Here is a 22,237-nt window from a genome sequence, read left to right on the forward strand (position 1 = left end):
TGACCCATGCGCGAAAATGGTCCGAAGAACGGTCTGTCGTCTCGCGGAGCCACGGTTGAAACTGAACTATGATTAACAAGGCAATGACGAAGAAGAACCCTGGTTCTTCTCATGCGATACGGCGACAGCCTTCGATCCTCTCCACATCCCATTCTCCAGCCATGGTTATGACACCGCGAACTCGCTTGACCCGCTGAATCCAGCAGGGGTTGAGTTCGCGCGGCTTCGTTTCGTTTCAAGACAGAACATTCGGAGTGATCCAAAAGTGCGGCTTGACCGCACTTTTTTATGCCCAACATTCGCAAATCCATGCCGAACATCACGCTCCCAGACGGTTCTCAACGCCAATACGAGGGCGCCGTCACGCTGGCCCAGGTGGCCGCCTCGATCGGCCCTGGCCTCGCCAAGGCGGCTCTTGCCGGCAAGGTGAATGGCCAGCTCGTCGATCTGAGCCACCGCATCAGCCATGACGCGCACGTCGCGATCGTCACCGATAAAGACCCCGAGGGGCTGGACATCATCCGCCACTCAACCGCCCACCTGCTTGCCTACGCGGTCAAGGAGCTGTTCCCCGAGGCACAAGTCACCATCGGACCGGTCATCGACAACGGCTTCTATTACGACTTCGCCTACAAGCGCCCGTTCACGCTCGAGGACCTGGCGACGATCGAGGCCAAGATGGCCGAACTCGCTGCACGTGACGAACCCGTCGTGCGCCGGGTCGTGCCCCGCGACGAGGCCGTCACCTTCTTCAAGGGTCAAGGCGAGCATTACAAGGCGGAAATCATCGCCGGCATTCCCGCTGGCGAGGATGTCTCGCTTTACACCGAGGGACGCTTCACGGACCTCTGCCGCGGTCCGCATGTGCCTTCTACGGGCAGGCTTAAGGTCTTCAAGCTCATGAAGGTGGCTGGCGCCTACTGGCGCGGCGATCACCATAACGAGCAGCTGCAGCGCATCTACGGCACGGCTTGGGCACGCAAGGAGGAGCAAGCCGCTTACCTGCAACGCCTGGAGGAAGCCGAGCGGCGCGATCACCGCCGCCTGGGCAAGGAACTCGATTTGTTCCACTTCCAGGAAGATGGCCCCGGCCTGGCATTCTGGCATCCCAAGGGTTGGGCCTTGTGGCAAGTCGTCGAGCAGTACCTGCGCCAGGTCTATCGCGATAGCGGATACCAGGAGGTGCGTTGCCCGCAAGTGCTCGATGTCAGTCTGTGGAAACGGTCTGGTCACTGGGACAACTACGCCGAGAACATGTTCTTCACCGAGTCGGAAAAGCGCCAGTTCGCGCTCAAGCCGATGAATTGCCCCGGCCACGTCCAGCTCTTCAACGCCGCGCTGCGCAGCTATCGCGAGCTCCCCTTGCGCTACGGCGAATTCGGGGCATGTCACCGCAACGAGCCGTCCGGAGGCCTGCACGGCCTGCTGCGCGTTCGTGGCTTTACGCAGGACGACGGACATATTTTCTGCACCGAGGACCAGATTGAATCCGAGGTCACGGCCTTCCACCGGCAGGCCATGCAGGTGTACGCCGATTTCGGCTTCACCGAAATCGACCTGAAAATCGCGCTCCGCCCGGACAAGCGCATCGGCGAGGACGCCGTGTGGGACAAGGCCGAGGCCGCCCTGCGTGCCGCGCTCGGCGCCTGCGGCGTGCGCTGGACGGAATTGCCGGGAGAGGGCGCTTTTTACGGCCCCAAGATCGAATACCACATGAAGGATTCGATCGGCCGTGCCTGGCAAGTCGGGACCATGCAGGTGGACTTTATGATGCCGGAGCGCTTAGACGCAGACTACATCGATGAAAATTCGGTGCGCAAGCGTCCGGTCATGCTGCATCGGGCCATTGTCGGCTCCATGGAGCGTTTCATCGGCATCCTGATCGAACATCACGCCGGCGCGCTGCCCTTGTGGCTGGCGCCCATCCAGGCCGTCGTGCTCAATATCACCGACGAATCCGCCGCCTATGCGTCAGAAATCACGCAAGCGCTGAAAAAACAAGGCCTTAGAGTCGAGTCCGATTTGCGCAACGAAAAAATCACCTATAAAATCCGGGAACACTCGTTGCAAAAAATTCCTTATCTCCTCGTGGTCGGCGACAAGGAACGCGCATCGCAAGCCGTATCTGTGCGGGCGCGCGGCAACAAAGACCTGGGTGTGCTCCCTCTTGCCGAGTTTTCCCAAAGAACACGCAAGGAACTGGCTGATTTGCAATAGCCGGGAGCACAGTTGTCCACCGCATTGAAAGGTTGAACCATCGCTACTGTACAGAGCCGCAACGCCCCGGAAAAAAGGGCTCACCGCCTCAATCGTGAAATTTCTGTGCCTGAAGTTCGTCTATCCGGCGAAGACAACGAGGCGCTTGGCATCGTGTCCATCACCGAGGCCTTGCGCTTGGCCGAAGAGCAGGGCGTCGATCTGGTCGAGATCGCCCCGACGGCCACGCCGCCCGTCTGCCGCTTGATGGACTATGGCAAGTTCAAATATCAGGAACAGAAAAAATCTCACGAGGCCAAGCTCAAGCAAAAACAAATCCAGATCAAGGAAGTCAAGTTCCGCCCAGCCACCGACGAAGGTGATTATCTGATTAAAATCAGGAACTTGAAGCGCTTTCTTGACGACGGGGACAAGGCCAAGGTTTCGCTGCGCTTTCGCGGACGTGAAATTACCCACCAAGACATTGGCATGCGCTTGTTGGAGCGCGTGCGGGATGACCTGGAGCCGCATGGTCAAGTCGAGCAGATGCCAAGACTCGAAGGACGTCAGATGATCATGGTTCTGACGCCCCGCAAGAAGAAATAACAGCGCAAGCTGTAACGATCCGTCCCGCAGATCTTGTCGATCTGCGTGCGGTATACAGCAGGGATTGCCGTTGGCGAACCCTGCTGATGACAAGTGGGCGTGGGCTCAAGTGCTGCAACAAACAGCCGCCTGCGTACATATCAACCTCAATGGAGCTTTCAATGCCCAAGATGAAAACCAAAAAAAGCGCGGCCAAGCGCTTTCGTGTCCGCCCGGGCGGCACGGTCAAGCGCGGCCAGGCTTTCAAGCGTCACATCCTTACGAAGAAATCGACCAAGCGCAAACGTCAGCTTCGCGGCGCCACCGATGTGCACGCCACGAACATGGGCCATATCGCCCAGATGATGCCGTTCGCCTGAGCCCGCGGGCTCTTGTCTTTAGCTGATGAAGGAGTGATCAAATGCCTCGCGTCAAACGTGGTGTAACGGCTCGCGCCCGCCACAAGAAAGTTCTGGATCAGGCCAAGGGTTTCCGCGGCCGCCGCAAAAACGTCTTCCGCATCGCCAAGCAGGCGGTGATGAAGGCCGGTCAATACGCCTACCGTGACCGCCGCGCCAAGAAGCGCGAATTCCGCGCGCTGTGGATCACGCGCATCAACGCGGCAGTGCGTGAATTCGGCATGAGCTACAGCGTGTTCATGAACGGCATGAAAAAAGCCGCGATTGAAATCGATCGCAAGGTGCTGGCCGAAATGGCCGTCAACGACGCCGCCGCTTTTGGCAAGATCGTCGAGCAGGTCAAGGCCAGGCTGGCCTGAGTCCCATGACCGCCGGATGGGCCCGTTCGGGCCCATCCGGCTCGTTGTTTTCGAGGCCTGGTCGATCCGGGCCTTTTTTCTCGCTGTCGCTTCAGCATCTTCTCGAGTCTCCACACCATGACGGAACTGCAGGATCTGGTGCATCGGGCCCAATCGGAGTTCGCGGCCATCTCGAATTCGGCCGAGCTTGAAAACGCGAAGGCCCGCTATCTCGGCAAGACCGGCGCGATCACGGCACTGATGAAGGAACTGGCTCAACTGCCGCCCGAGATCAGGCGCGAACGCGGCGCCATCATCAACCAAGCCAAGCAGGGTATCGAGCTGGCGCTGCAGCAGCGACGCGATGCCTTGGACGAGGCAGAGCTTCAAGCCAGGCTGGCGGCCCAGGCCATCGATGTCACGCTGCCGGGAAGAGGTCAGCGGGGCGCAGGCCTGCATCCGGTGACGCGGTCATGGATGCGCATCGAGTCCATCTTCAATTCCATCGGCTTCGACGTGGCCGATGGCCCGGAAATCGAGGACGATTGGTCGAATTTCACGGCGCTGAATTCGCCGCAGAACCATCCGGCTCGCTCGATGCAGGACACCTTCTACGTGGATGTGCAGGACGGGCGCGGCCAGCCGCTGCTGCTGCGCACCCATACTTCCCCGATGCAGGTGCGCTATGCGAGGGCGCATGTGCAGCGGCATGCCGGCATGACGGAGATGCCCGACATCAAGGTCATCGCCCCGGGCCGCACCTACAGGGTCGACAGCGATGCGACCCATTCGCCGATGTTTCATCAGTTCGAAGGGCTGTGGATCGGCAAGAACGTGTCTCTGGCCGACCTCAAGGGCGTCTACACGGGTTTTCTGCAGACCTTCTTCGAGCGGGATGACATGACCCTGCGTTTTCGCCCGTCCTATTTCCCCTTCACCGAGCCCTCGGCGGAAATCGACATGATGTTCGACAGCGGTCCGCTCAAGGGGCGTTGGCTCGAAATCTCGGGCGCCGGACAGGTTCATCCCCACGTCGTGCGCAATTTCGGACTCGACCCCGAGCAATACATCGGCTTTGCCTTCGGCTCAGGCATCGAGCGCCTGACCATGCTGCGCTACGGCATCGCCGACCTGCGCTTGTTCTATGCCGGCGATCTGCGCTTTCTCGAGCAGTTCAATCCGGCTTGACGCTGCAGTTTCCGTACAAGGGCCTTTTCTCAATCTCCTACCGATTTCCCGCCCATGCAAGTGCCTGAATCCTGGCTGCGCCAATTTTGCAGTCCAGACTTGAGCAGTGAACAAATCGCCGACAGCCTGACCATGGCTGGCCTGGAGGTCGAAGACATGCGCAGTGCCGCACCTCCATTCAGCGGCGTGGTGGTCGGCGAAGTCCTGAAGATCGATCCGCATCCGGATGCGGATCGGCTGCGCGTGTGCCTGGTCGGCGTGGGCGGCGATGCGCCTTTGCAAATCGTCTGCGGAGCGCCGAACGTCGCAGTCGGCATGAAGGCGCCATGCGCACGCATCGGCGCCATCCTCCCGCCCGCTGCGGACGGTGGCCGGCCGCTGCACATCGGTCCGGCCACCATGCGCGGCGTGTCCTCTCAGGGCATGTTGTGTTCGGCAAAGGAACTTGGCCTGTCCTCGGATCACGCCGGACTGCTCGGCCTCCAGCCGGATCTGAAGCCGGGTTTGGATCTGCGTCAGGCGCTCGATCTGGACGATTGCATTTTCACCATCAAGCTCACGCCGAACCTTGGCCATTGCCTGAGCGTGTTCGGCGTGGCGCGCGAACTCGCGGCCGTGACCGGAGCCCCTCTCGTACAGCCGCAATTTCCCGCGATCCCTCCCGCCATTGCCGACACGCTGCCGGTACACATCGCGGCGGCTGATTTGTGCGGACGCTTTTCCGGACGCGTGATCCGCGGCGTCAATGCTCACGCCACGACACCGGCCTGGATGCGTCAGCGCCTGGAGCGGGCTGGACAACGCAGCATCTCGGCCCTGGTGGACATTTCCAACTACATCATGCTCGAGCTCGGGCGGCCTTCGCATGTGTTCGATCTCGACAAGATCGAGGGCGGCCTCGAGGTCCGCTGGGGCCGGGCGGGGGAATCGCTCGAACTGCTCAACGGCCAGACCGTGGAGGTGGATGAACGGGTTGGCGTCATTGCCGCCGGGCGCGGCATCGAGTCGCTGGCGGGCATCATGGGGGGCGAGGCCACCGCAGTTACGCTCGACACGCGCAATGTGTACGTCGAAGCCGCTTTCTGGTGGCCCGACGCCATTCGTGGCCGTGTCCGCCGCTATAACTTTTCCACCGACGCCGCAGCACGTTTTGAGCGCGGGGTGGACTACGCGACGACGGTGCAGCACGCCGAACGCATCACCCAGCTCATTCTGGAGATCTGCGGCGGTCAGGCCGGCCCGATGAGCGACCAGCAGATCGCGCTTCCCGAGCGCAAGCCGGTGCGCATGCGCATGGCCCGTTGCGCAAAGGTCATCGGCATGGCCATTGGCGCCGACGATGCCGCCAAGATCTTTACGCGTTTGGGGCTCCCGTTCCGGCAAGAAGGCCAGGCGCACGACGCCACGTTCATCGTCGAGCCGCCCAGCTATCGCTTCGATCTGGAGATCGAGGAGGATTTGATCGAGGAAGTGGCACGCATCCACGGCTATGCCCGCATCCCGGCGGCCCCGCCGCTCGCCTCGGCGCGCATGCTGCCGGCGACCGAGGGCCGGCGCAGCATGCATCAGTTGCGGCTGAAGCTGGCGAATCTCGCCTACCAGGAAACCATCTCGTTCAGCTTTGCCGAACCCGAGTGGGAGGCAGATCTGGCGGGCAATGCGGATCCGATCCGGTTGCTCAATCCCATTGCCGCACAGGCCAGCGTCATGCGGAGCACGCTGCTCGGCAGCCTGCTTCAAACCCTGCGCCTGAATCTCAATCACAAGGCGCGCCGCGTGCGCATCTTTGAATTGGGCCGCGTTTTTCTGCGTAGTCAGCGACTGGCGGACCCAACCCAGCCTGGCGGCCTGGATCAACCCACGCGCATCGGCGGGCTAGCCTACGGCCCCATCTGGCCCACAGGATGGGCGCAGCCCGAGCGTCTGGTCGATTTCTTCGATGTCAAGGGCGACGTCGAGCAGCTCTGCGCAGGTTCTGGCCGGTTGCGCTTCGAACCCAACCGCCATCCCGCGTTGCACCCGGGACGCTGTGCGGCAGTCCTGCTGGACGAACAGGTCGTCGGCACGCTCGGCGAACTGCATCCACGGCTGGTGCTCAAATATGGCCTGCACCATGCGCCCATCGTGTTTGAGCTCGATGCCGCGATACTGCAGCACCAAGCCATGCCGTCATTGCAGCCCGTTGCCCGCACGCCCGCGGCGCAGCGCGATCTGGCCTTCGTGCTCGACCCCGCGATTTCCGCGGCCCGCTTCTTGCGCGTGGTCGATACGGCCCGTGCGACGGATGCACGCTGCGGCATCATCGCCAAGAGCGTCATCTTCGATGTCTTCCAGCCGCGGGAACAAGAAAGCATGCCAGGCAAGAGCGTTGCGCTGCGCCTGACGCTGCAAGCGGATGAAACACTGACCGACGCGCAGGCTGACGCCGCGTGCGCCGGCATCGTCGAAGCCATGCAACGGGAACTGGGCGCACGGCTTCGCGCCTGAGCAAGGCTCAAAGCTCATTTCGGGAAATTGCGATCATGGAAAAACTAGTCACCAATCTGCTGACCCCCAGCCTGACCAAGGCCGAGCTGTCCGAATTGCTTTACGAGCGCATCGGTTTGAATAAACGGGAATCCAAGGACATGGTGGATGCCTTCTTCGACCTCATCCGCGAAACCTTGGCCTCCGGGCATGACGTGAAGCTGTCGAATTTCGGCAATTTCCAGTTGCGTGACAAAGCGCAGCGTCCGGGACGCAATCCGCGTACCGGAGAGATCATTCCCATTCAGGCCAGACGCGTGGTGACCTTTCATCCCAGCCAAAAATTCAAGGAACAGCTGCAAAACCAACTGGAAATCGAGGAGCATTGAATGCCCATGGATCGGCGGGCGATCTCGGCGGCAATCAGCGGCCGGTTTGTCCCGGCCATGGCCCGCCCCGTATAGTTGACGTACAACTTCCGCAACAACCTGCCCGGCTTGACTCGCAGCCATGAACGCGTCCACGGCATTGCCTCCGATTCCGTCCAAGCGCTACTTCACCATCGGTGAGGTCAGCGAGTTGTGCGGCGTCAAGTCGCACGTGTTGCGCTACTGGGAGCAGGAATTCAGCCAGTTGCGGCCCATGAAGCGCCGCGGAAACCGACGTTATTACCAGCACCATGAAGTGCTGCTGATCCGCCGTATCCGCGAACTTCTGTATGAGCAGGGCTTCACCATCCACGGCGCACGCGCCAAACTGTCGCAGGGGGAGGCCCAGACGCACGAACCCGCACTCGCGGCGACCGAACCGCAGTCGCAGCCCGCCGCCGTGCAGGCCAATGGCGTGGCTTCAGACGCGCACCCCGCGCCCCGCTTGCCGTGCGGCGAGCCCGAAATTTGGCCGGTGGCGATGCGGGACGATCTACGCAGTCAATTGCTTGCGCTCAGATCTCTCCTGAGCCTCGAATAATCTGCTATATTTATTGGCTTGGTCGACGGGGCGTAGCGCAGCCTGGTAGCGCACCTGCATGGGGTGCAGGGGGTCGGAGGTTCGAATCCTCTCGCCCCGACCAATAAGAGTGGTGTCTTCGTGGCGAATACCAGGCGCCGGCAACCGAGGCATTCCACACCCGTTCGTGCACACGGACGCGGGCCGAGCCGATGCGCCGGCTCTGTTCGGCATCACCCGATCGTCATCAGACTGGCGTTGCCGCCGGCGGCCGCCGTGTTGACGCTGATGACCCGCTCGCGGAGCAGCATTTCAAGCGGGTAGTCCATCTGCGTGAGACCGTCACGTGGCAGTGCGTAAACCGGCACCACCGCATGGGTGTAGTGCGCCAATTCGCTTTGAAAAGCAAGAAGCCCGGCGGGATCGCCGTGGTAGAGCGCAGCGTCGGGCGTCGCGTCTTGCGATGCGAGGTGGATATGGTCGCGCAGCGTGGAGGGCAGTAGCGCGGAGACGGCGTCGACGGCCTTGCCTGAAATCAGCGCGACGTTGGCCGTGGCCAGCGCGGCACCGATCTGCCGCAGCAAAGCGTCTTGCGTGTCGGCGCGGCACAAAATCGCACCCCGTGCCTCGAGCCCGTACTGGTTCTGCTCGCCAACCGGTCCTGGCAGCACGGTCATCTGGCGCGCCGGGGCCTGGGCTGCGTAGGTGTGCAGCGCCGCGGTCTCGACTCCCTGGTCTTCGAGGGCTTTGATGAGATCCAGCAGAGGCTGCGGTGGTTGAGCCGTCGGCAAGCATGGCCCGGAACCGGGCGCGATCAATCGGCGCAGATAAAGCGGGCCCCCTGCCTTTGGCCCGGTGCCCGAGCGGGAATGCCCGCCAAAGGGCTGCACGCCGACCACCGCGCCGATGATGTTGCGATTGACGTAAATATTGCCGGCGCTGATGCGTGAGGTCACGTGCGCGATGGTTTCGTCGATGCGGCTATGAATGCCGAACGTCAAACCATAGCCCAGCGCGTTGACGGCGTCGATGGCGGCATCGAGCTCGCCGCGCTGATAGCGCAGGACGTGCAGCACCGGCCCGAAGACCTCGCGCCCGAGGACGTCGATCGACGGAATCTCGATGATCGTGGGGGGGACGAAATAGCCGTGGCGCGCATCTTGCGGCAGTTCGGAAGCGCTGACCTTGAAGCCGCGGCCGCGCATCGCCTCGATATGCGCGGTGATGGTGTCTCGCGCTTCGGCACTGATGACCGGACCCACGTCGGTGCTGAGCCGATCGGGTCGGCCGATGGCGAGTTCGGCGGTTGCGCCAAGCAGCATCTCCAGCAGACGGGGGGCGATGTCGTTCTGCACCAGCACGATGCGCAACGCCGAACAGCGCTGCCCGGCGGAGTCGAAGGCCGAAGCGACGATATCGGTCACGGCCTGCTCGGGCAAGGCGGACGAGTCGATCACCATGGCGTTTTGTCCGCCCGTTTCGGCGATCAGGGGAATGGGCAGGCCCTGGGCGTCGAGATGGCTGGCAAGTTGTGACTGAATCAGGCGCGCCACCTCGGTGGAGCCGGTGAACATCACGCCACGGACACGCGCATCGGCAACCAGCGCCGCGCCAACGCGACCATCGCCCGGAAGCAATTGCAGCGCGCCTGCCGGAACCCCGGCTTCCAGAAGCACATGCGCGGCACAGCTGGCAATGAGCGGGGTTTCCTCGGCCGGTTTCGCCAGGACGACGTTGCCCGCGGCCAAGGCGGCGGCGATTTGTCCGGTGAAAATTGCCAAGGGGAAATTCCACGGGCTGATGGCCACGACCGGACCGAGCGGGCGCTGTACGGCATTGTGAAACTGCGACGACACCTGGGCCGCGTAATAGCGCAGGAAGTCGGCCGCTTCGCGCACTTCACCAATGGCCGCAGGCAGGGTTTTGCCGGCTTCGCGCACGATCAATCCCACCAGCTTGGGAAGCCGCTCTTCGAGAAGATCGGCCGCACGGCGCAGAATCGCCGCGCGATCCTGCGCCGGCGTGGCCTGCCAGACGGGCGCCGCCTGCAGCGCGAAGGTGAAGGCCGTATCGATCAAGGCAGGATCGGTTTCGATGACCTGGCCCACCGTATCGCGCAGATCGGCCGGGTTGAGGACCGGACGCGCCTGGCCTTGCACTTCGCCGCCGCCCAGAATGGGACGTGCCAGCCACGTCATCTCTAACCCTGCAAGCCCAGCCGAGGCCAGCGAGCCCAAGCGCTGCTCGTTGCTGAGATCGAGCCCGGCGGAATTTTCGCGGGCAAAACCGAACAGCGCGCGCGGCAGCACGATCTTTTCATGCCCAGCCCCCAGCGGCACCACGCTGCTGGCCAGTTCGACGGGGTCGGCGACGATGTCGTCTAGACTCAGTTTCGGGTCGTTGATCTGGTGGACGAACGAGGTGTTGGCTCCGTTCTCGAGCAGCCTGCGCACAAGATAGGCGAGCAGGGTTTCGTGCGTACCCACGGGCGCATAGATGCGACAGGGGCGGTTCAGGGCCTCGGGTCCGACGACTTCCTCGTACAGCGGCTCGCCCATGCCGTGCAGGCACTGGAACTCGTACTGGCCGATGTAGAAATTTTCTCCCGCCATCGCATGAATGGCGGCAACGGTGTGCGCATTGTGCGTGGCGAATTGCGGGAAGACGGCGCTTGGCGCAGCCAGCAGCTTGCGCGCGCAGGCCAGGTACGAGATGTCGGTGTGCACCTTGCGTGTGAAGACGGGAAAGCCTTCGAGGCCGTCGATCTGTGCGCGCTTGATCTCGGAATCCCAGTACGCGCCCTTGACCAGCCGCACCATCAAACGTCGCTGCGAGCGGTGTGCAAGGTCGATGAGAAAGTCCAGCACGAAGGGCGCACGCTTCTGGTAGGCCTGGACCACAAAACCGATGCCATTCCACCCCTGAAGCGCCGGATCGAAGCACAGGCTTTCCAGCAAATCCAGCGACATTTCGAGTCGGTCGGCTTCCTCGGCGTCGATGTTCAGCCCGATGTCATAGTCGCGCGCCAGGCGCGCAAGCCGCAGCAGACGCGGCAGCAATTCGTCCACGACGCGCTGGCGTTGCGCGCGTACATAGCGGGGATGCAAGGCGGAGAGCTTGATCGAAATGCCTGGTCCTTCGTAGATGCCCCGACGCTGCGCGGCCTTGCCTATCGCATGGATCGCCTGCTCGTAGTCGCGCAGATAGCGCTCGGCATCCTGCGCCGTGAGCGCCGCCTCGCCCAGCATGTCGTAGGAATGACGGAAACCCTTGTCTTCCCACTTGCGGGCGTTGGCCAGGGCGTCGGCGATGTTCTGGCCCAGGACGAACTGCTCGCCCATGAGCCGCATGGCGATGTTCACGCCTCCGCGCACCACGGGTTCGCCGCTGCGTGCAACGAGACGGGTCAGGACCGAGGACAGATTGGCCTCGCTGCTGGTGGCCACGAGTTTTCCGGTCAGCAAAAGCCCCCAGGTCGCCGCGTTGACGAACAGCGAGCGCCCGCCGCGCAGATGGCTTTGCCAGTCGCCCGAACAGATCTTGTCGCGGATCAATGCGTCGCGCGTGGCGGTGTCGGGGATGCGCAGCAGCGCTTCGGCCAGGCACATCAGGGCAATGCCTTCCTGGCTCGACAGTGCGTACTCCTGCAGCAGTGCTTCGACGCCTCCGCGCGTGCGTTTGGCGCGCAATCGGGTGGCAAGGCGGCGCGCGGTGTCTTGCGCTGCGGCCGCAAGCTTCGGCGGCAGCGTGGCTTGGGCAAGCAGGGCGGGGACGCATTCAGGTTCGGGCCTGCGATAGGCCGCCGTGATGGCCGCGCGCAGCACGGTTTGCGGCTGAACGTCCTGTGCCAGATCGAGAAAGGGCACGACCGGGGTGGAGGGATGGTCTTGGAGCGGGTCGGGCTGGAGTTCGCCGTCATTCGGGGCAACCTCCAGCGCGTCTCCACGCTCGAGGCGCTCCAGGCCTTGCAGGATCATCTGCTTCACGACGAAATGCGGCGTGCGTCCATGCGCCTCGGCGGCAGATTTGATACGAAGACGAACATGCTCATCAATTTTCACGCCTATGGTTGTCACTGGCATGGTTGTACCTCTTGCGCCATGAAGTCGAGAATAGTTACACCTTTATCCTGAGAAGTAAAGCTTTCTCGTGTATTCGGTGTTACCTTTTCTTCCTGATGGGTGAAACCTTCTAGCACCATGGCGACGTGCAGCGACCTTCCGCAGATTTGCGGCGCACGACCTTCCTGTCGATGGTTGGGGGGCTTGAACCAATGTGCTTGACCGACGTGACCCATGGGGCGCGCTTCACGCCGGGCCGGGATCGATGCGCGCTGGATCTTTGCCGTCCGCTGTCGTCATTTGGTCTGGGGGCTGTCGGACTGGTGCTGGGCATCGGCTTTTGCCGCTGCGAACAAGGGCCCGACTGTGGCCATTCACATTCATCTTCACATCGCCAAACGAGGAGACAAGCAACATGCGACAACTGTCCAAAACCCTTCTTTTCACCCTGGCCGCAGTCGGCCCTTGCCTTGCGGCGCCGCAGGCCTTCGCCGCTTCGCCCATCAAGATCGGCGTGCAGGCCCCGATCACCGGTCAGTACGCGAATGAAGGCCAAGGTATTGCCGATGCCGTGAAACTACTGGTCAAGCAGACCAACGCCAAGGGCGGCCTGCTCGGCCACCCGCTGGAAGTGAAAGTCTGCGACGACCAGGGAGAGGCCGCCGCGGCAGCGATTTGCGCGCGGCAACTGGTGAACGACGGCGTGCTTGCCGTGATCGGCAGTTACACCAGTGGCGCCGCCCTGGCCGCCGAACCGATCTATGCGCGCGCCAACGTCATTCAGACCTCCGACGGCACCAGCGACGAACTGACGCAGCGCAACTACAAGACCTTTTTCCGCAACGCGCCGCCCAACAGCGCCGAAGCCTTGTTCACCGCCGGTTATTTCAAGGCCATGGGCGACAAGCGCATCGCCGTGGTGACCGACCACTCCAGCTTCGCCACGGGCCTGGCCGATGCGGTGGTGGCCGATGCGAAGAAGGACGGCATCGATGTGCTCGACAAGGCCTACATCAATGCCGGATCGCAGAACTACACGCCGGTGCTGACTAAGCTCAATGCCCTGCACCCGCAGGTGGTGTACTTTTCGGGCTATTACACCGACGGCGGCTTGATCAAGGCGCAAATGGCGCAGCTGGGCATGAAAGCCAAGTTCGTTGGCGGCGATGCAAACCAGAATGTGGCCTTCGCCAAGATTGCCGGCAACGCCGCGGCCGGAGCGGTGATCATCAACGTGCCGGCGCCGCAGGACTTGCCGTATCCGGCGGCCAAGGAATTCCTCACCCAGTTCAAGGCCGCCTACGGCCATGAGCCGCCCAGCATATTCACGCTGACCAATGCCGATGGTTTCCGAGCCATTCTCGACACCGCCGAGAAGATCAAGAGCGTGGAGCCCGCCAAGTTGATTCCGGCCCTGCACGCGTTGAAGAATTTCGAGGGATTGACCGGGACGTTCTCCTGGAACGCCGTGGGCGAGCGCACCGGCAGCCCGTACGTGGCATTTGAAGTGATGTCCAACGGTGGCTACAAGATCACCTATCCGCCCGAAGCGGTGACCAAGTAAACATCCACCCGAGCCCCGGCACAGGGGCAGGGCGGTCATGGCGCGTACGCTTCCACGCCACGACCGCCTGCGATGAAGAAGAGGAGACGCTCATGCTCGGCATTGTGCTGCAGCAGTTGGTCAACGGTCTGACGGTCGGTGGGATCTATGCCCTGATCGCACTGGGCTACACGATGGTCTACGGTGTGCTCAGGCTGATCAATTTCGCCCATGGCGATCTGTGCATTTTCGGCGCCTACATCGGCCTCGTCGCCCTGGGCTCGGGGGCCGGCAGCGGGCAGAGTCATTTGCTGCTTGTGGGGGCGGCGTTCATCCTGGCCGCGGTGGTCGTTGCCGCTGCTGGGCTGGCGCTGGAGTTCACCGCCTACAGGCCGCTGCGCAAGGCCGACCGGCTCTCGGCCGTGGTGTCGGCGCTGGGCGCCTCGCTGTTCATCGAGAACGGCATCATGCTCCTCTGGGGGCCGCAGTTGAAGGTGTTCCCCAGCAATTTGCTCCCGGCCATGCATTGGACCTTCGGCGGTGCCCGCATCGACCTGGTGCAGGTGCTGATCATGCTGGGCTCGGCGGTGCTCATGGCCGTGCTGTACTGGTTCGTGCACCATACACGTTACGGCACGGCGATGCGCGCTGCCGCGAGCGACCAAGACGCGGCCCGGCTGATGGGCATCAACGTCAATCGGGTGATCTCCAGCGTGTTCATCATCGGTCCGGCCATCGGCGCGGTGGGTGGGCTGTTCATCGGCCTGTACTACCGGCAGGTGTACTTCACGATGGGCTGGACCTACGGGCTCAACGCCTTCATCGCCGCCATCATCGGCGGCATCGGCAACATTCCGGGAGCCATGCTCGGCGGTGTGCTACTGGGGCTGTTCAATGCTTTCGCCGCGGGCTTCCTGTCGAGTTCGTGGCAGGAGGCCATCACATTCGCCCTGCTGATCGGCATCCTGCTGGTGCGGCCGTCCGGACTGCTCGGCGAACGCGTGGCGGAGAAGGTATGAAACGAATCCTCGCGCTGTTGCGCAATCCTTGGGTCGGCGCGGCGATCTGGGTGCTGGGGCTGGCGGTGCCGTTCGGCCTCGACCAGACCTGGGTGTTCATCGCCTCGCTGTTCGCGGTGTATGCCATCGTCGCCCTGAGCCAGGACATCGTGCTGGGACGGGCGGGCATGTTCGACATGGGGCATGCGGTGTACTTCGGCGTGGGGGCGTATGTCACGGCCGTGCTCAACACGCAGTTCAACTGGCCCATCCTTGCCACCTGGCCGCTGGCGGTGCTGTTGGCAGCCTTCGTCGGTGCGTTGCTCGCGGCGCCCATCGTGAAGCTGCGCGGCGACTATCTGCTGGTGGCGACCATCGGCTTCAACGCCATTTTCATTCTGGCGCTGGACAACAACGTCGCGCATCTGACGGGTGGAGCCGACGGTATTTTTGGCATTGGCGTGCCCAGTCTGTTCGGCTGGCAGCTCGCCAGCCAGAACGCGCAGTTCTGGCTCGACTGGCTGGCGTTTGCGGCGGTGCTGCTGCTGGTCCGCAATCTCGATCGTTCCCACCTCGGCCGCACGCTGTTCTATATCAAGCACGACCAACTCGCCGCCACGACCATGGGCGTCGATGCGCGTGCCTACCGCGTGCTGGCTTACGCGCTGGGCGCCGGGCTGGCCGGGTTCGGCGGCACGCTGTTCGCCACGCTGATGGCGGCGGTCAGCCCAGGGGCCTTTGTGTTCACCGAATCGGTGACGTTGTTCGCCATCGTGCTCGTGGGCGGGCAGGGGTCGATCCCCGGCGTCCTGCTCGGCACGGTGCTGATGTTCGTCGTGCCCCAGGCCTTCCGCAGTTTCGCGCAGTACCGCTACTTCGTGTTCGGCATCGCCATGGTGGTGGTGATGGTGCTGCGTCCGCAGGGCATCTGGCCGCGCGCCCAGCGGCAGGAGGCGAAAGAATGAGCGACGCGCTGTTGCGCCTGGACGGCGTGGGCATCCGCTTCGGCGGTTTGCAGGCGGTCGGCGATCTGAGTTTCTCGGTCAGGCAAGGGCAGGTGGTCGGCCTGATCGGGCCGAACGGGGCGGGCAAGACCACCGCGTTCAACCTCATCACCGGGGTCTACAGACCTTCCGAAGGGCGCATCGAACTGGACGGACGGGACATCACCGGCTGGGCGCCCCACCGCATTGCCCGCGCCGGCATTTTCCGCACCTTCCAGACCATCCGGCTGTTCTACGGCCAGACGGTGCTGGTGAATGTGTTGGCGGGGCTGCACTTGCAGACGCGCCAGCATTGGTGGCAGGGCTTGCTGGGCACGCCGTTTCAGCGCCGCGAAGAGGTGGAGCTGCGCGCCAAGGTGCGCGAGCTGCTGGCGCGGCTCGAACTCGACACGGTGGCCGACGAGGACGTGGCGTCCTTGCCCTATGGCCTGCAACGCCGGGTGGAACTGGCGCGCGCCTTGATCGCCAAGCCCAGGCTGTTGATTCTCGATGAGCCGGCGGCGGGCCTGAACGACCAGGAATCCGCCGCGCTGAACCGCACCATTCTGGCGGTGCGGGATCAGGGTATCAGCGTCTTGCTGGTGGAGCACGACATGAACGTGGTGATGAACGTGACCGACAACATCGTCTGCATCAACTTCGGGCGCAAGATCGCCGAAGGCACACCCGAGCACATTCGCAACCATCCGCAAGTCATCGAGGCGTATCTCGGCAAGGACGACGATGAAGACGACGTCCAGGCGCCGGTTTCACGGCCTGCCCATCTGGCCGCGGGCGGGGGCGGGGCATGAGCGACGGATCGGTGGGCCATTCCATGCGTCTGCTGGAAGTTGAGAACCTGGACGTGCGCTACGGCCAGATTCAGGCGCTCAAAGGCGTGAGCCTGCGGGTGGAAGAAGGCGAGATCGTCACCCTGCTCGGCGCCAATGGCGCGGGCAAGACCACCTTGATGCGCACCATCAGTGGCTTGCTGCGACCGCGAGCCGGCCATGTGCGCTTTCGCGGCGAGGACATCACACGCGTGGGCGCCGACCGCATCGTGCGCCTGGGCATTTCCCACGCACCAGAAGGACGCCGCGTTTTTCCCACGCTGACCGTGGCGGAAAACCTGATGCTCGGCGGCTACACCCGGGCGCCGGCCGAGGCGGCGCAAAGCCTGAAGCAGGTCTTGCTCATGTTTCCGCGGCTGGAGGAGCGCAGCCGGCAATTGGCTGGCACCTTGTCGGGCGGCGAGCAGCAGATGCTGGCCATCGGTCGCGCGCTGATGGCCAAGCCCCGGTTGTTGCTGCTCGACGAGCCCAGCCTGGGGTTGGCGCCGATCATCGTGCGCGATATTTTTCGCGCGCTGCGCCAGATCCGGCAGCAGGGCATGACCTTGCTGCTGGTCGAGCAGAACGCACGCATGGCGCTGAAGCTGGCGGATCGCGGCTATGTGCTCGAAACCGGGCACATCGCCCTGCAAGCCAGCGCGCGCGAACTGCTCGAGTCGCCCGAAGTGCAGGCCACGTATCTGGGCCGGGAAACAAGCTCCGCTGACGGCGCACGCCAGCAACCCTGAGCTGCGCCCCGGTCTGGTTCGCGGCTGAACTTTAAGGTGTGGTTCGGATCTGCATCTGCATGGACAGCAGCGAGGCAAGCCGGCGATTGCCGAAATGGCCTGAGCTTTCCCACTTGGCTGGCACAATTCGCCACGACGAACGACAACACGGCGCAGGCCATCGGCACTGTGCCGTTTGCGGGGAGGGTCAACGCGAGACCTGTTCAGCCTCGCTCAACCGGAGATGTCGCATGAAGATCCACTACGTTTTCGTATCCGCCTTGTTTTTCGCCTTGGCCACGTCGGCGCACGCCACGACCTTCACCCAGTTCGCCCACAACGTCAAAGAAGACGCCGTCCATGCTGGCAAGAAGGTTGTGGGGGTTGGTGCCGAAACCGGGCATGCCGTTGTCCATGCGGGCAAAGTCGTCGGCAGCGACGTTGCCAGCGGCGTGGAACATGGCTACCACGCCACGGTACACGCGGTGAAGAAGGTCGAGTAGGCGGGCGCGGCCGGCATGAACGCACGAGCGGGATCATCATCTTCGCCTAGGATGCATATCTGGCCTCGGACGCGGCTGATCTGGGTCCTGTGAACCCGCGTGCTGGTATGTTGCTCGCCTCGGGCTTCGATGATGTCCGCGCCGCTCCCAATTCCATTGAAAAGAAGTGCTTCAAAATCACAATCCGTGGTTGCTTTCGGTTGCGCCGATGCTCGATTGGACCGACCGGCATTGCCGCTATTTCCACCGCCAGCTCAGCCGTCATGCGCGCCTGTACACCGAGATGGTGACTACGGGCGCCTTGCTGCATGGTGATCAGCAGCGGCACCTGGACTTCAGCGGCGAGGAGCATCCGCTTGCGTTGCAGTTGGGGGGCAGCGAGCCCCAGGATCTTGCCGCGTGCGCGAAGCTGGCGCAGCGCTGGGGGTACTCGGAGATCAATCTCAACTGCGGCTGCCCGAGCGAGCGCGTTCAACGCGGCGCTTTCGGTGCCTGCCTGATGGCCGAGCCGGCCCTGGTGCGCGACGGCGTGGCAGCCATGCGCGACGCGGTGGGCGACGACCTGCCGGTGACGGTGAAGCACCGTATCGGCATCGACCGCGTCGAGAGCTACGACTTCGTGCGCGATTTCGTCGGCACCGTGGCCGAGGGGGGAGCCTCGGTATTCATCGTGCATGCGCGCAACGCTTGGCTGCAGGGCTTGAGCCCCAAGGACAACCGCGAGATTCCGCCATTGCGACATGAACTCGTGTATCGGCTCAAGCGCGAATTTCCGCAGTTCACCATCGTGCTCAACGGCGGAGTCAAGAGCGATGCCGAGGTGCGTGAACACCTGATGCACGTGGATGGCGTGATGGTCGGACGCGAGGCCTATCAGCGGCCCTGGTGGCTGGCGAGCTGGGATGGGCTGTACTTCGGCGCGAACCCGCGGCATGCGGTGCCGGAGGATGTCGAGCGCAGCATGCAGGCGTATGCGCAGCGCATGGCCTGGCAGGGTGTGCCGGCCTTCGCCATCACCCGCCATATGCTGAACCTTTGGAAAGGCGAGCCTGGTGCCAGGCTGTGGCGTCAGGCGCTGAGCGACCCGGCGCGGCGCCAATTGCCGCCGACCGAACTCTTCCGGCAGGCCGAGCAGGCGCGACTGGCGGCCTGAAGACAGGCCCGCGCCATCGGCAGGGTGTCATTCCTGCGGTCGCAATCCACGCGCGGCAGCCGGCACCGGAGCCTTGAACGCTGTATTCAGCGCCCGAGTGCGTCATCCAGCGATTCGCCCGGTTTCCAAGGACGGCCAAGCTGGGCCTCGATGTATTCCCGGATCAAACGCCGAACCACCTGAGAGGGGGTCTGGTCCTCGCGCGCGCACAGGTGTTCGAACACCGCCTTTTTCTGCGGATCGATCAGCACGGTCAGTCTGCTGGTGCGTTGTTCCATTTTGGTACGGGTTGGATTAACATGTCATGCACATAGTATGTGATTTTGAATCCAACGAAAACCCGTCATGGACGCCCCCTTGCTGCTGCCCGTTGCTTTGGGTGTCGTCCTGGGCTGGGGTTTGATCGGGCTGGCTGGCTTGCTGGCGCCACAGTCCACGCGCTGGGTCGCGCATGGCGTATTTCCCCTTGGCGCCCTGGGTAGTGCGGTATTGGCCGGCGTAGGGCTCCTGGCGCTGTTCGCGCCGGCGTCTTCGCTGACCCTGCCAATCGGCTTGCCGGGGCTACCCATGCATTTGCGGCTGGACGCGCTGTCCGGTTTTTTCCTGTTCCTGCTCGGCGCATCCAGCATCGGCATTTCGGTGTTCGCAGCGGGCTATTTCCGTTCAGGCGAAGGCACCGCCCCGGGCCTGCTCGGCTTGCAATATCACATCTTTCTGGCTGCCATGGCCATGGTGCTGCTGGCCGCCGACGCCTATGCCTTCATGCTGGCGTGGGAAGTCATGGCGCTGTCGTCCTACTTCCTGGTCGTGAGCCAGCATCGCCTTCCGGAGATCCGCAGCGCCGGTTTCGTCTACCTTCTGCTCGCGCATTTGGGTGCCATCGCTCTGCTGCTGTGCTTCGGGGTGATGATGCAGGGCGGGGGCAGCGGGCTGACCTTCGATGCGATGCGCCAGGCCCATCTTTCGCCCGCCTGGGCCACGGTGGCTTTCGGCCTCGCCGTGGCCGGGTTCGGTGCCAAGGCCGGACTGGTTCCCTTGCATATCTGGCTGCCCGAGGCGCACCCCGCCGCCCCGTCGCCGGTGTCGGCGCTGATGAGCGGGGTCATGCTGAAGACGGCGTTGTACGGCCTGCTACGGGTGAGCTTCGACTTGCTGCACGCGCCGCTGTGGTGGTGGGGCGTGCCGCTGCTGGCGCTGGGCCTGTTCGGTGCGCTGTTCGGCGCGTTGTTCGCCGCAGTGCAAACCGATATGAAGCGACTGCTGGCGTATTCCTCCATCGAGAACATCGGCATCGCGTTTGCGGCGCTTGGCCTGGCTCTGGTGTTCCATGGCATCGGCATGCCCGCGCTGGCCGCGCTGGCGCTGGCGGCCATGCTGTACCACGTCCTCAATCATGCCTTTTTCAAGAGCCTGCTGTTCCTCGCCACGGGCTCCGTGCTGCATGCAACCCACCAACGCAGCCTGGGACGGCTTGGCGGCCTGCTGCGGCGCATGCCGTGGGTCGGCTGGACGGCCTTGGTTGGCACCCTGGCCATCGCCGGACTACCGCCGCTCAACGGTTTCGTGGCGGAGTGGCTGCTGCTGCAGGCTTTTCTGTTCACGCCGGGTATTTCCAAGCCCTTCTTCGGCATGCTCATCCCGCTGGGGGCTGCCGTTCTGGCGCTCACCGCGGCGTTGGGGGGCTATGTGATGGTGAAGTTCTACGGCGTGATTTTTCTCGGCCGTGCGCGCGAACCGGAACTGGAACATGCGCATGACGCCGGTCTCTTGGAGCGCGCCGGTCTGGTGTGGCTTGCGGCGGGCTGCGTGCTGCTCGGGCTGTTGCCGGGTCTGGTGCTGCAGGCCATCGACCGCGTCAGCCTGCAGCTTCTTGGCCATGGACTCGCACGGACCGGCAATTGGACCTGGCTGGTGCCAACGTCGCCCCAGCGGGCAGCCTATAACCCGGTGGTCGTGCTGCTGGTCGGGCTGCTGGTTATCGGCTTCACGTTCTTGGTCACGCATCGGGTTTTCGCCGGTCGTACGCGCCGCGCCGAAGCCTGGGGCTGCGGAGCCACGGGCCTGACACCGCGCATGCAGGACACGGCCGAGGGCATGGGCCAGCCGATCCGCAGATTGTTTGCCCCGTTCTACCAGACTCGCGTGGATCTGCCGGCCCCGACCGACGCGGCTCCGCGCTACCGCGTGGTGGTGCTCGACCGTTTCTGGGCGCAACTCTACATGCCCCTGGCCGATGCGGTGCTGTGGCTGGCCCGCCAGATCGGACGCATCCAGCAGGGGCGCATTGCGGTCTACCTCTTCTACAGCTTCATCACTCTGCTGGTGTTGCTGATGGTGGTCGTGCGATGAGTGCCGCGGCCTTGTTCACGCAGCTGCTGGCGGTATTGGCTTCGGTGGCGCTGGCGCCGCTGTTCCTCGGCTGGGTGAATCAGTGCCGCGCCTGGCTCGCCAATCGCACCGCGCCGCCCTTGTGGCTGCCCTACCTGCGCTTGCGCAAGCTGCTGCACAAGGACGTCGTGCTGGCGCACGAGGCTACGCCTTTGTTTCGCGCCGTGCCCTACATGCTGTTCGGCATCATGGTGGCCGCCGCGGCCATCATTCCCTCGCTCAGTACCGATCTGCCCTTTGCCTCGGCGGCGGATGCCATCGCATTGGTCGGTCTGTTCGCGCTGGCGCGGGTGTTCATTGCGCTGGCCGGCATGGACATCGGCACCGCTTTCGGCAGCATGGGGGCGCGGCGCGAGATGATGGTGGGCTTCCTCGCCGAGCCGGCTCTGCTGATGGTGCTGTTCACGGCTTCGCTGATCACCGGCAGCACGCTGTTACCCGTGATCGCCGACACGTTGCAATCGCGGGCCCTGGCCATCCATGCCAGCCTGGCCTTCGCGGCGGTGGCCTTCGTCATGGTGCTGCTCGCCGAGAATGCGCGCATTCCGGTGGACAACCCGGCCACGCACCTGGAACTCACGATGATTCACGAGGCCATGGTGCTGGAGTATTCGGCGCGCCACCTCGCGCTGGTGGAATGGGCCAGCGCGTTGAAGCTGTTCAATTACGCCTGCATCGGCTTTGCCCTGTTCCTGCCTTGGGGCATGGCCAGCCGTGCCGATGGCATCCTATGGTTGTTGCCCGCGATTCCGCCGCTGCTCATCAAGCTCGCGGCGGCGGGCTTGGTCATCGCGCTGATCGAAACCCTGAGTGCCAAGCTGCGCATTTTCCGTGCGCCGGAATTCCTGGCCACCGCCTTCCTGCTGGCGGTTCTTGGGTTGCTGGTGCATCTGACGCTGGAGCATTGAGC

20 protein-coding genes and 1 tRNA gene are annotated in these 22,237 nt (G+C 63.5%); 18 read left to right on the forward strand and 3 right to left on the reverse strand.

Translation table 11 applies throughout. The annotated features are described in order from the left end of the window. Positions 1-309 precede the first annotated feature (309 nt). The 9 genes from thrS to THIARS_RS15095 all read left to right on the forward strand — a co-directional run bounded on the left by thrS (position 310) and on the right by THIARS_RS15095 (position 8,264). Positions 310-2,217 (forward strand): threonine--tRNA ligase, encoded by a 1,908-nt coding sequence (gene thrS, locus THIARS_RS15055; protein ID WP_094162170.1) that lies wholly within the window; start codon positions 310-312, stop codon positions 2,215-2,217. A gap of 39 nt (positions 2,218-2,256) precedes the next feature. Then, positions 2,257-2,802 carry a translation initiation factor IF-3 gene (gene infC, locus THIARS_RS15060; RefSeq protein WP_094161604.1) on the forward strand — a complete coding sequence of 182 codons (546 nt, stop codon included), beginning with the start codon at positions 2,257-2,259 and terminating at the stop codon, positions 2,800-2,802. 161 nt (positions 2,803-2,963) lie between these two features. Beyond that, positions 2,964-3,161 (forward strand): 50S ribosomal protein L35, encoded by a 198-nt coding sequence (gene rpmI, locus THIARS_RS15065; protein WP_094161605.1) that lies wholly within the window; start codon positions 2,964-2,966, stop codon positions 3,159-3,161. Between the two features lie 41 nt (positions 3,162-3,202). Beyond that, positions 3,203-3,559, forward strand: a complete 357-nt coding sequence (gene rplT / locus THIARS_RS15070) for a 50S ribosomal protein L20 (protein WP_094161606.1) — start codon at positions 3,203-3,205, stop codon at positions 3,557-3,559. A 117-nt stretch (positions 3,560-3,676) separates the two neighbouring features. Continuing rightward, the gene (gene pheS / locus THIARS_RS15075; RefSeq protein WP_094161607.1) at positions 3,677-4,726 is read left to right on the forward strand and encodes a phenylalanine--tRNA ligase subunit alpha; all 1,050 of its coding nucleotides are present in this window, start codon (positions 3,677-3,679) and stop codon (positions 4,724-4,726) included. 54 nt (positions 4,727-4,780) lie between these two features. Continuing rightward, entirely contained in the window at positions 4,781-7,213 is a 2,433-nt protein-coding gene (gene pheT, locus THIARS_RS15080; RefSeq protein WP_094161608.1) for a phenylalanine--tRNA ligase subunit beta, read from the forward strand. Positions 7,214-7,248: 35 nt separating this feature from the next. Further along, entirely contained in the window at positions 7,249-7,581 is a 333-nt protein-coding gene (locus THIARS_RS15085) for an integration host factor subunit alpha (protein ID WP_094161609.1), read from the forward strand. A gap of 121 nt (positions 7,582-7,702) precedes the next feature. Then, the gene (locus THIARS_RS15090) at positions 7,703-8,161 is read left to right on the forward strand and encodes a MerR family transcriptional regulator (protein WP_094161610.1); all 459 of its coding nucleotides are present in this window, start codon (positions 7,703-7,705) and stop codon (positions 8,159-8,161) included. Between the two features lie 26 nt (positions 8,162-8,187). Further along, a tRNA-Pro gene (locus THIARS_RS15095) sits at positions 8,188-8,264 on the forward strand. Positions 8,265-8,373: 109 nt separating this feature from the next. Here THIARS_RS15095 and putA read toward each other — a convergent pair. Together putA and THIARS_RS18405 are read right to left on the reverse strand one after the other, a co-directional pair. After that, positions 8,374-12,222 (reverse strand): trifunctional transcriptional regulator/proline dehydrogenase/L-glutamate gamma-semialdehyde dehydrogenase, encoded by a 3,849-nt coding sequence (putA, locus tag THIARS_RS15100; protein WP_094161611.1) that lies wholly within the window; start codon positions 12,220-12,222, stop codon positions 8,374-8,376. Next, a complete protein-coding gene (locus tag THIARS_RS18405) occupies positions 12,213-12,437 on the reverse strand; it encodes a hypothetical protein (protein ID WP_141202438.1) in 225 nt (74 codons plus the stop codon). Before THIARS_RS18405 ends, putA begins: the two co-directional genes overlap by 10 nt. Positions 12,438-12,616: 179 nt before the next feature. On the opposite strand from THIARS_RS18405, the gene THIARS_RS15105 reads away from it, so the two are divergent. The 7 genes from THIARS_RS15105 (at position 12,617) to dusA (ending at position 18,939) form a co-directional block, all read left to right on the forward strand. Then, on the forward strand, positions 12,617-13,765 hold the full coding sequence (locus THIARS_RS15105) for a branched-chain amino acid ABC transporter substrate-binding protein (protein ID WP_094161612.1): 1,149 nt from the start codon (positions 12,617-12,619) through the stop codon (positions 13,763-13,765). Positions 13,766-13,857: 92 nt separating this feature from the next. After that, complete coding sequence (locus tag THIARS_RS15110) at positions 13,858-14,763, forward strand: branched-chain amino acid ABC transporter permease (protein WP_094161613.1); 906 nt, start codon at positions 13,858-13,860, stop codon at positions 14,761-14,763. After that, positions 14,760-15,707, forward strand: coding sequence for a branched-chain amino acid ABC transporter permease (locus tag THIARS_RS15115; protein ID WP_094161614.1), 948 nt, complete (start codon positions 14,760-14,762; stop codon positions 15,705-15,707). Before THIARS_RS15110 ends, THIARS_RS15115 begins: the two co-directional genes overlap by 4 nt. Further along, entirely contained in the window at positions 15,704-16,537 is an 834-nt protein-coding gene (locus THIARS_RS15120) for an ABC transporter ATP-binding protein (RefSeq protein ID WP_094161615.1), read from the forward strand. The genes THIARS_RS15115 and THIARS_RS15120 overlap by 4 nt, the downstream gene beginning before the upstream one ends. Then, a complete protein-coding gene (locus THIARS_RS15125) occupies positions 16,534-17,304 on the forward strand; it encodes an ABC transporter ATP-binding protein (RefSeq protein WP_245845943.1) in 771 nt (256 codons plus the stop codon). The genes THIARS_RS15120 and THIARS_RS15125 overlap by 4 nt, the downstream gene beginning before the upstream one ends. 230 nt (positions 17,305-17,534) lie before the next feature. Further along, positions 17,535-17,786, forward strand: a complete 252-nt coding sequence (locus THIARS_RS15130) for a hypothetical protein (RefSeq protein ID WP_094161616.1) — start codon at positions 17,535-17,537, stop codon at positions 17,784-17,786. A gap of 208 nt (positions 17,787-17,994) precedes the next feature. Continuing rightward, positions 17,995-18,939: a tRNA dihydrouridine(20/20a) synthase DusA gene (dusA, locus tag THIARS_RS15135; RefSeq protein ID WP_094161617.1), complete on the forward strand. Its 945-nt coding sequence runs from the start codon at positions 17,995-17,997 to the stop codon at positions 18,937-18,939. An 86-nt stretch (positions 18,940-19,025) separates the two neighbouring features. Here the strand turns inward: dusA and THIARS_RS15140 are convergent, their stop codons facing one another. Continuing rightward, positions 19,026-19,217 (reverse strand): ribbon-helix-helix protein, CopG family, encoded by a 192-nt coding sequence (locus THIARS_RS15140; protein ID WP_094161618.1) that lies wholly within the window; start codon positions 19,215-19,217, stop codon positions 19,026-19,028. A 67-nt stretch (positions 19,218-19,284) separates the two neighbouring features. On the opposite strand from THIARS_RS15140, the gene hyfB reads away from it, so the two are divergent. Together hyfB and THIARS_RS15150 are read left to right on the forward strand one after the other, a co-directional pair. Continuing rightward, positions 19,285-21,288, forward strand: a complete 2,004-nt coding sequence (hyfB, locus tag THIARS_RS15145) for a hydrogenase 4 subunit B (RefSeq protein ID WP_094161619.1) — start codon at positions 19,285-19,287, stop codon at positions 21,286-21,288. Next, a complete protein-coding gene (locus THIARS_RS15150) occupies positions 21,285-22,235 on the forward strand; it encodes a respiratory chain complex I subunit 1 family protein (protein ID WP_094161620.1) in 951 nt (316 codons plus the stop codon). Before hyfB ends, THIARS_RS15150 begins: the two co-directional genes overlap by 4 nt. The last annotated feature ends 2 nt before the right edge of the window (positions 22,236-22,237 follow it).

This window comes from Thiomonas delicata, from assembly GCF_900088825.1.
GTDB classification, from domain to species: domain Bacteria; phylum Pseudomonadota; class Gammaproteobacteria; order Burkholderiales; family Burkholderiaceae_C; genus Thiomonas_A; species Thiomonas_A delicata.

Excerpts from the sequence above, each read along its gene's own strand:
- thrS (WP_094162170.1), top strand. The coding sequence starts at position 310 with ATGCCGAACATCACGCTCCCAGACGGTTCTCAACGCCAATACGAGGGC.
- rpmI (WP_094161605.1), top strand. The coding sequence starts at position 2,964 with ATGCCCAAGATGAAAACCAAAAAAAGCGCGGCCAAGCGCTTTCGTGTC.
- rplT (WP_094161606.1), top strand. The coding sequence starts at position 3,203 with ATGCCTCGCGTCAAACGTGGTGTAACGGCTCGCGCCCGCCACAAGAAA.
- pheS (WP_094161607.1), top strand. The coding sequence starts at position 3,677 with ATGACGGAACTGCAGGATCTGGTGCATCGGGCCCAATCGGAGTTCGCG.
- pheT (WP_094161608.1), top strand. The coding sequence starts at position 4,781 with ATGCAAGTGCCTGAATCCTGGCTGCGCCAATTTTGCAGTCCAGACTTG.
- THIARS_RS15085 (WP_094161609.1), top strand. The coding sequence starts at position 7,249 with ATGGAAAAACTAGTCACCAATCTGCTGACCCCCAGCCTGACCAAGGCC.
- THIARS_RS15090 (WP_094161610.1), top strand. The coding sequence starts at position 7,703 with ATGAACGCGTCCACGGCATTGCCTCCGATTCCGTCCAAGCGCTACTTC.
- putA (WP_094161611.1), bottom strand. The coding sequence starts at position 12,222 with ATGCCAGTGACAACCATAGGCGTGAAAATTGATGAGCATGTTCGTCTT.
- THIARS_RS18405 (WP_141202438.1), bottom strand. The coding sequence starts at position 12,437 with ATGGGTCACGTCGGTCAAGCACATTGGTTCAAGCCCCCCAACCATCGA.
- THIARS_RS15105 (WP_094161612.1), top strand. The coding sequence starts at position 12,617 with ATGCGACAACTGTCCAAAACCCTTCTTTTCACCCTGGCCGCAGTCGGC.
- THIARS_RS15110 (WP_094161613.1), top strand. The coding sequence starts at position 13,858 with ATGCTCGGCATTGTGCTGCAGCAGTTGGTCAACGGTCTGACGGTCGGT.
- THIARS_RS15115 (WP_094161614.1), top strand. The coding sequence starts at position 14,760 with ATGAAACGAATCCTCGCGCTGTTGCGCAATCCTTGGGTCGGCGCGGCG.
- THIARS_RS15120 (WP_094161615.1), top strand. The coding sequence starts at position 15,704 with ATGAGCGACGCGCTGTTGCGCCTGGACGGCGTGGGCATCCGCTTCGGC.
- THIARS_RS15125 (WP_245845943.1), top strand. The coding sequence starts at position 16,534 with ATGAGCGACGGATCGGTGGGCCATTCCATGCGTCTGCTGGAAGTTGAG.
- THIARS_RS15130 (WP_094161616.1), top strand. The coding sequence starts at position 17,535 with ATGAAGATCCACTACGTTTTCGTATCCGCCTTGTTTTTCGCCTTGGCC.
- dusA (WP_094161617.1), top strand. The coding sequence starts at position 17,995 with ATGCTCGATTGGACCGACCGGCATTGCCGCTATTTCCACCGCCAGCTC.
- THIARS_RS15140 (WP_094161618.1), bottom strand. The coding sequence starts at position 19,217 with ATGGAACAACGCACCAGCAGACTGACCGTGCTGATCGATCCGCAGAAA.
- hyfB (WP_094161619.1), top strand. The coding sequence starts at position 19,285 with ATGGACGCCCCCTTGCTGCTGCCCGTTGCTTTGGGTGTCGTCCTGGGC.
- THIARS_RS15150 (WP_094161620.1), top strand. The coding sequence starts at position 21,285 with ATGAGTGCCGCGGCCTTGTTCACGCAGCTGCTGGCGGTATTGGCTTCG.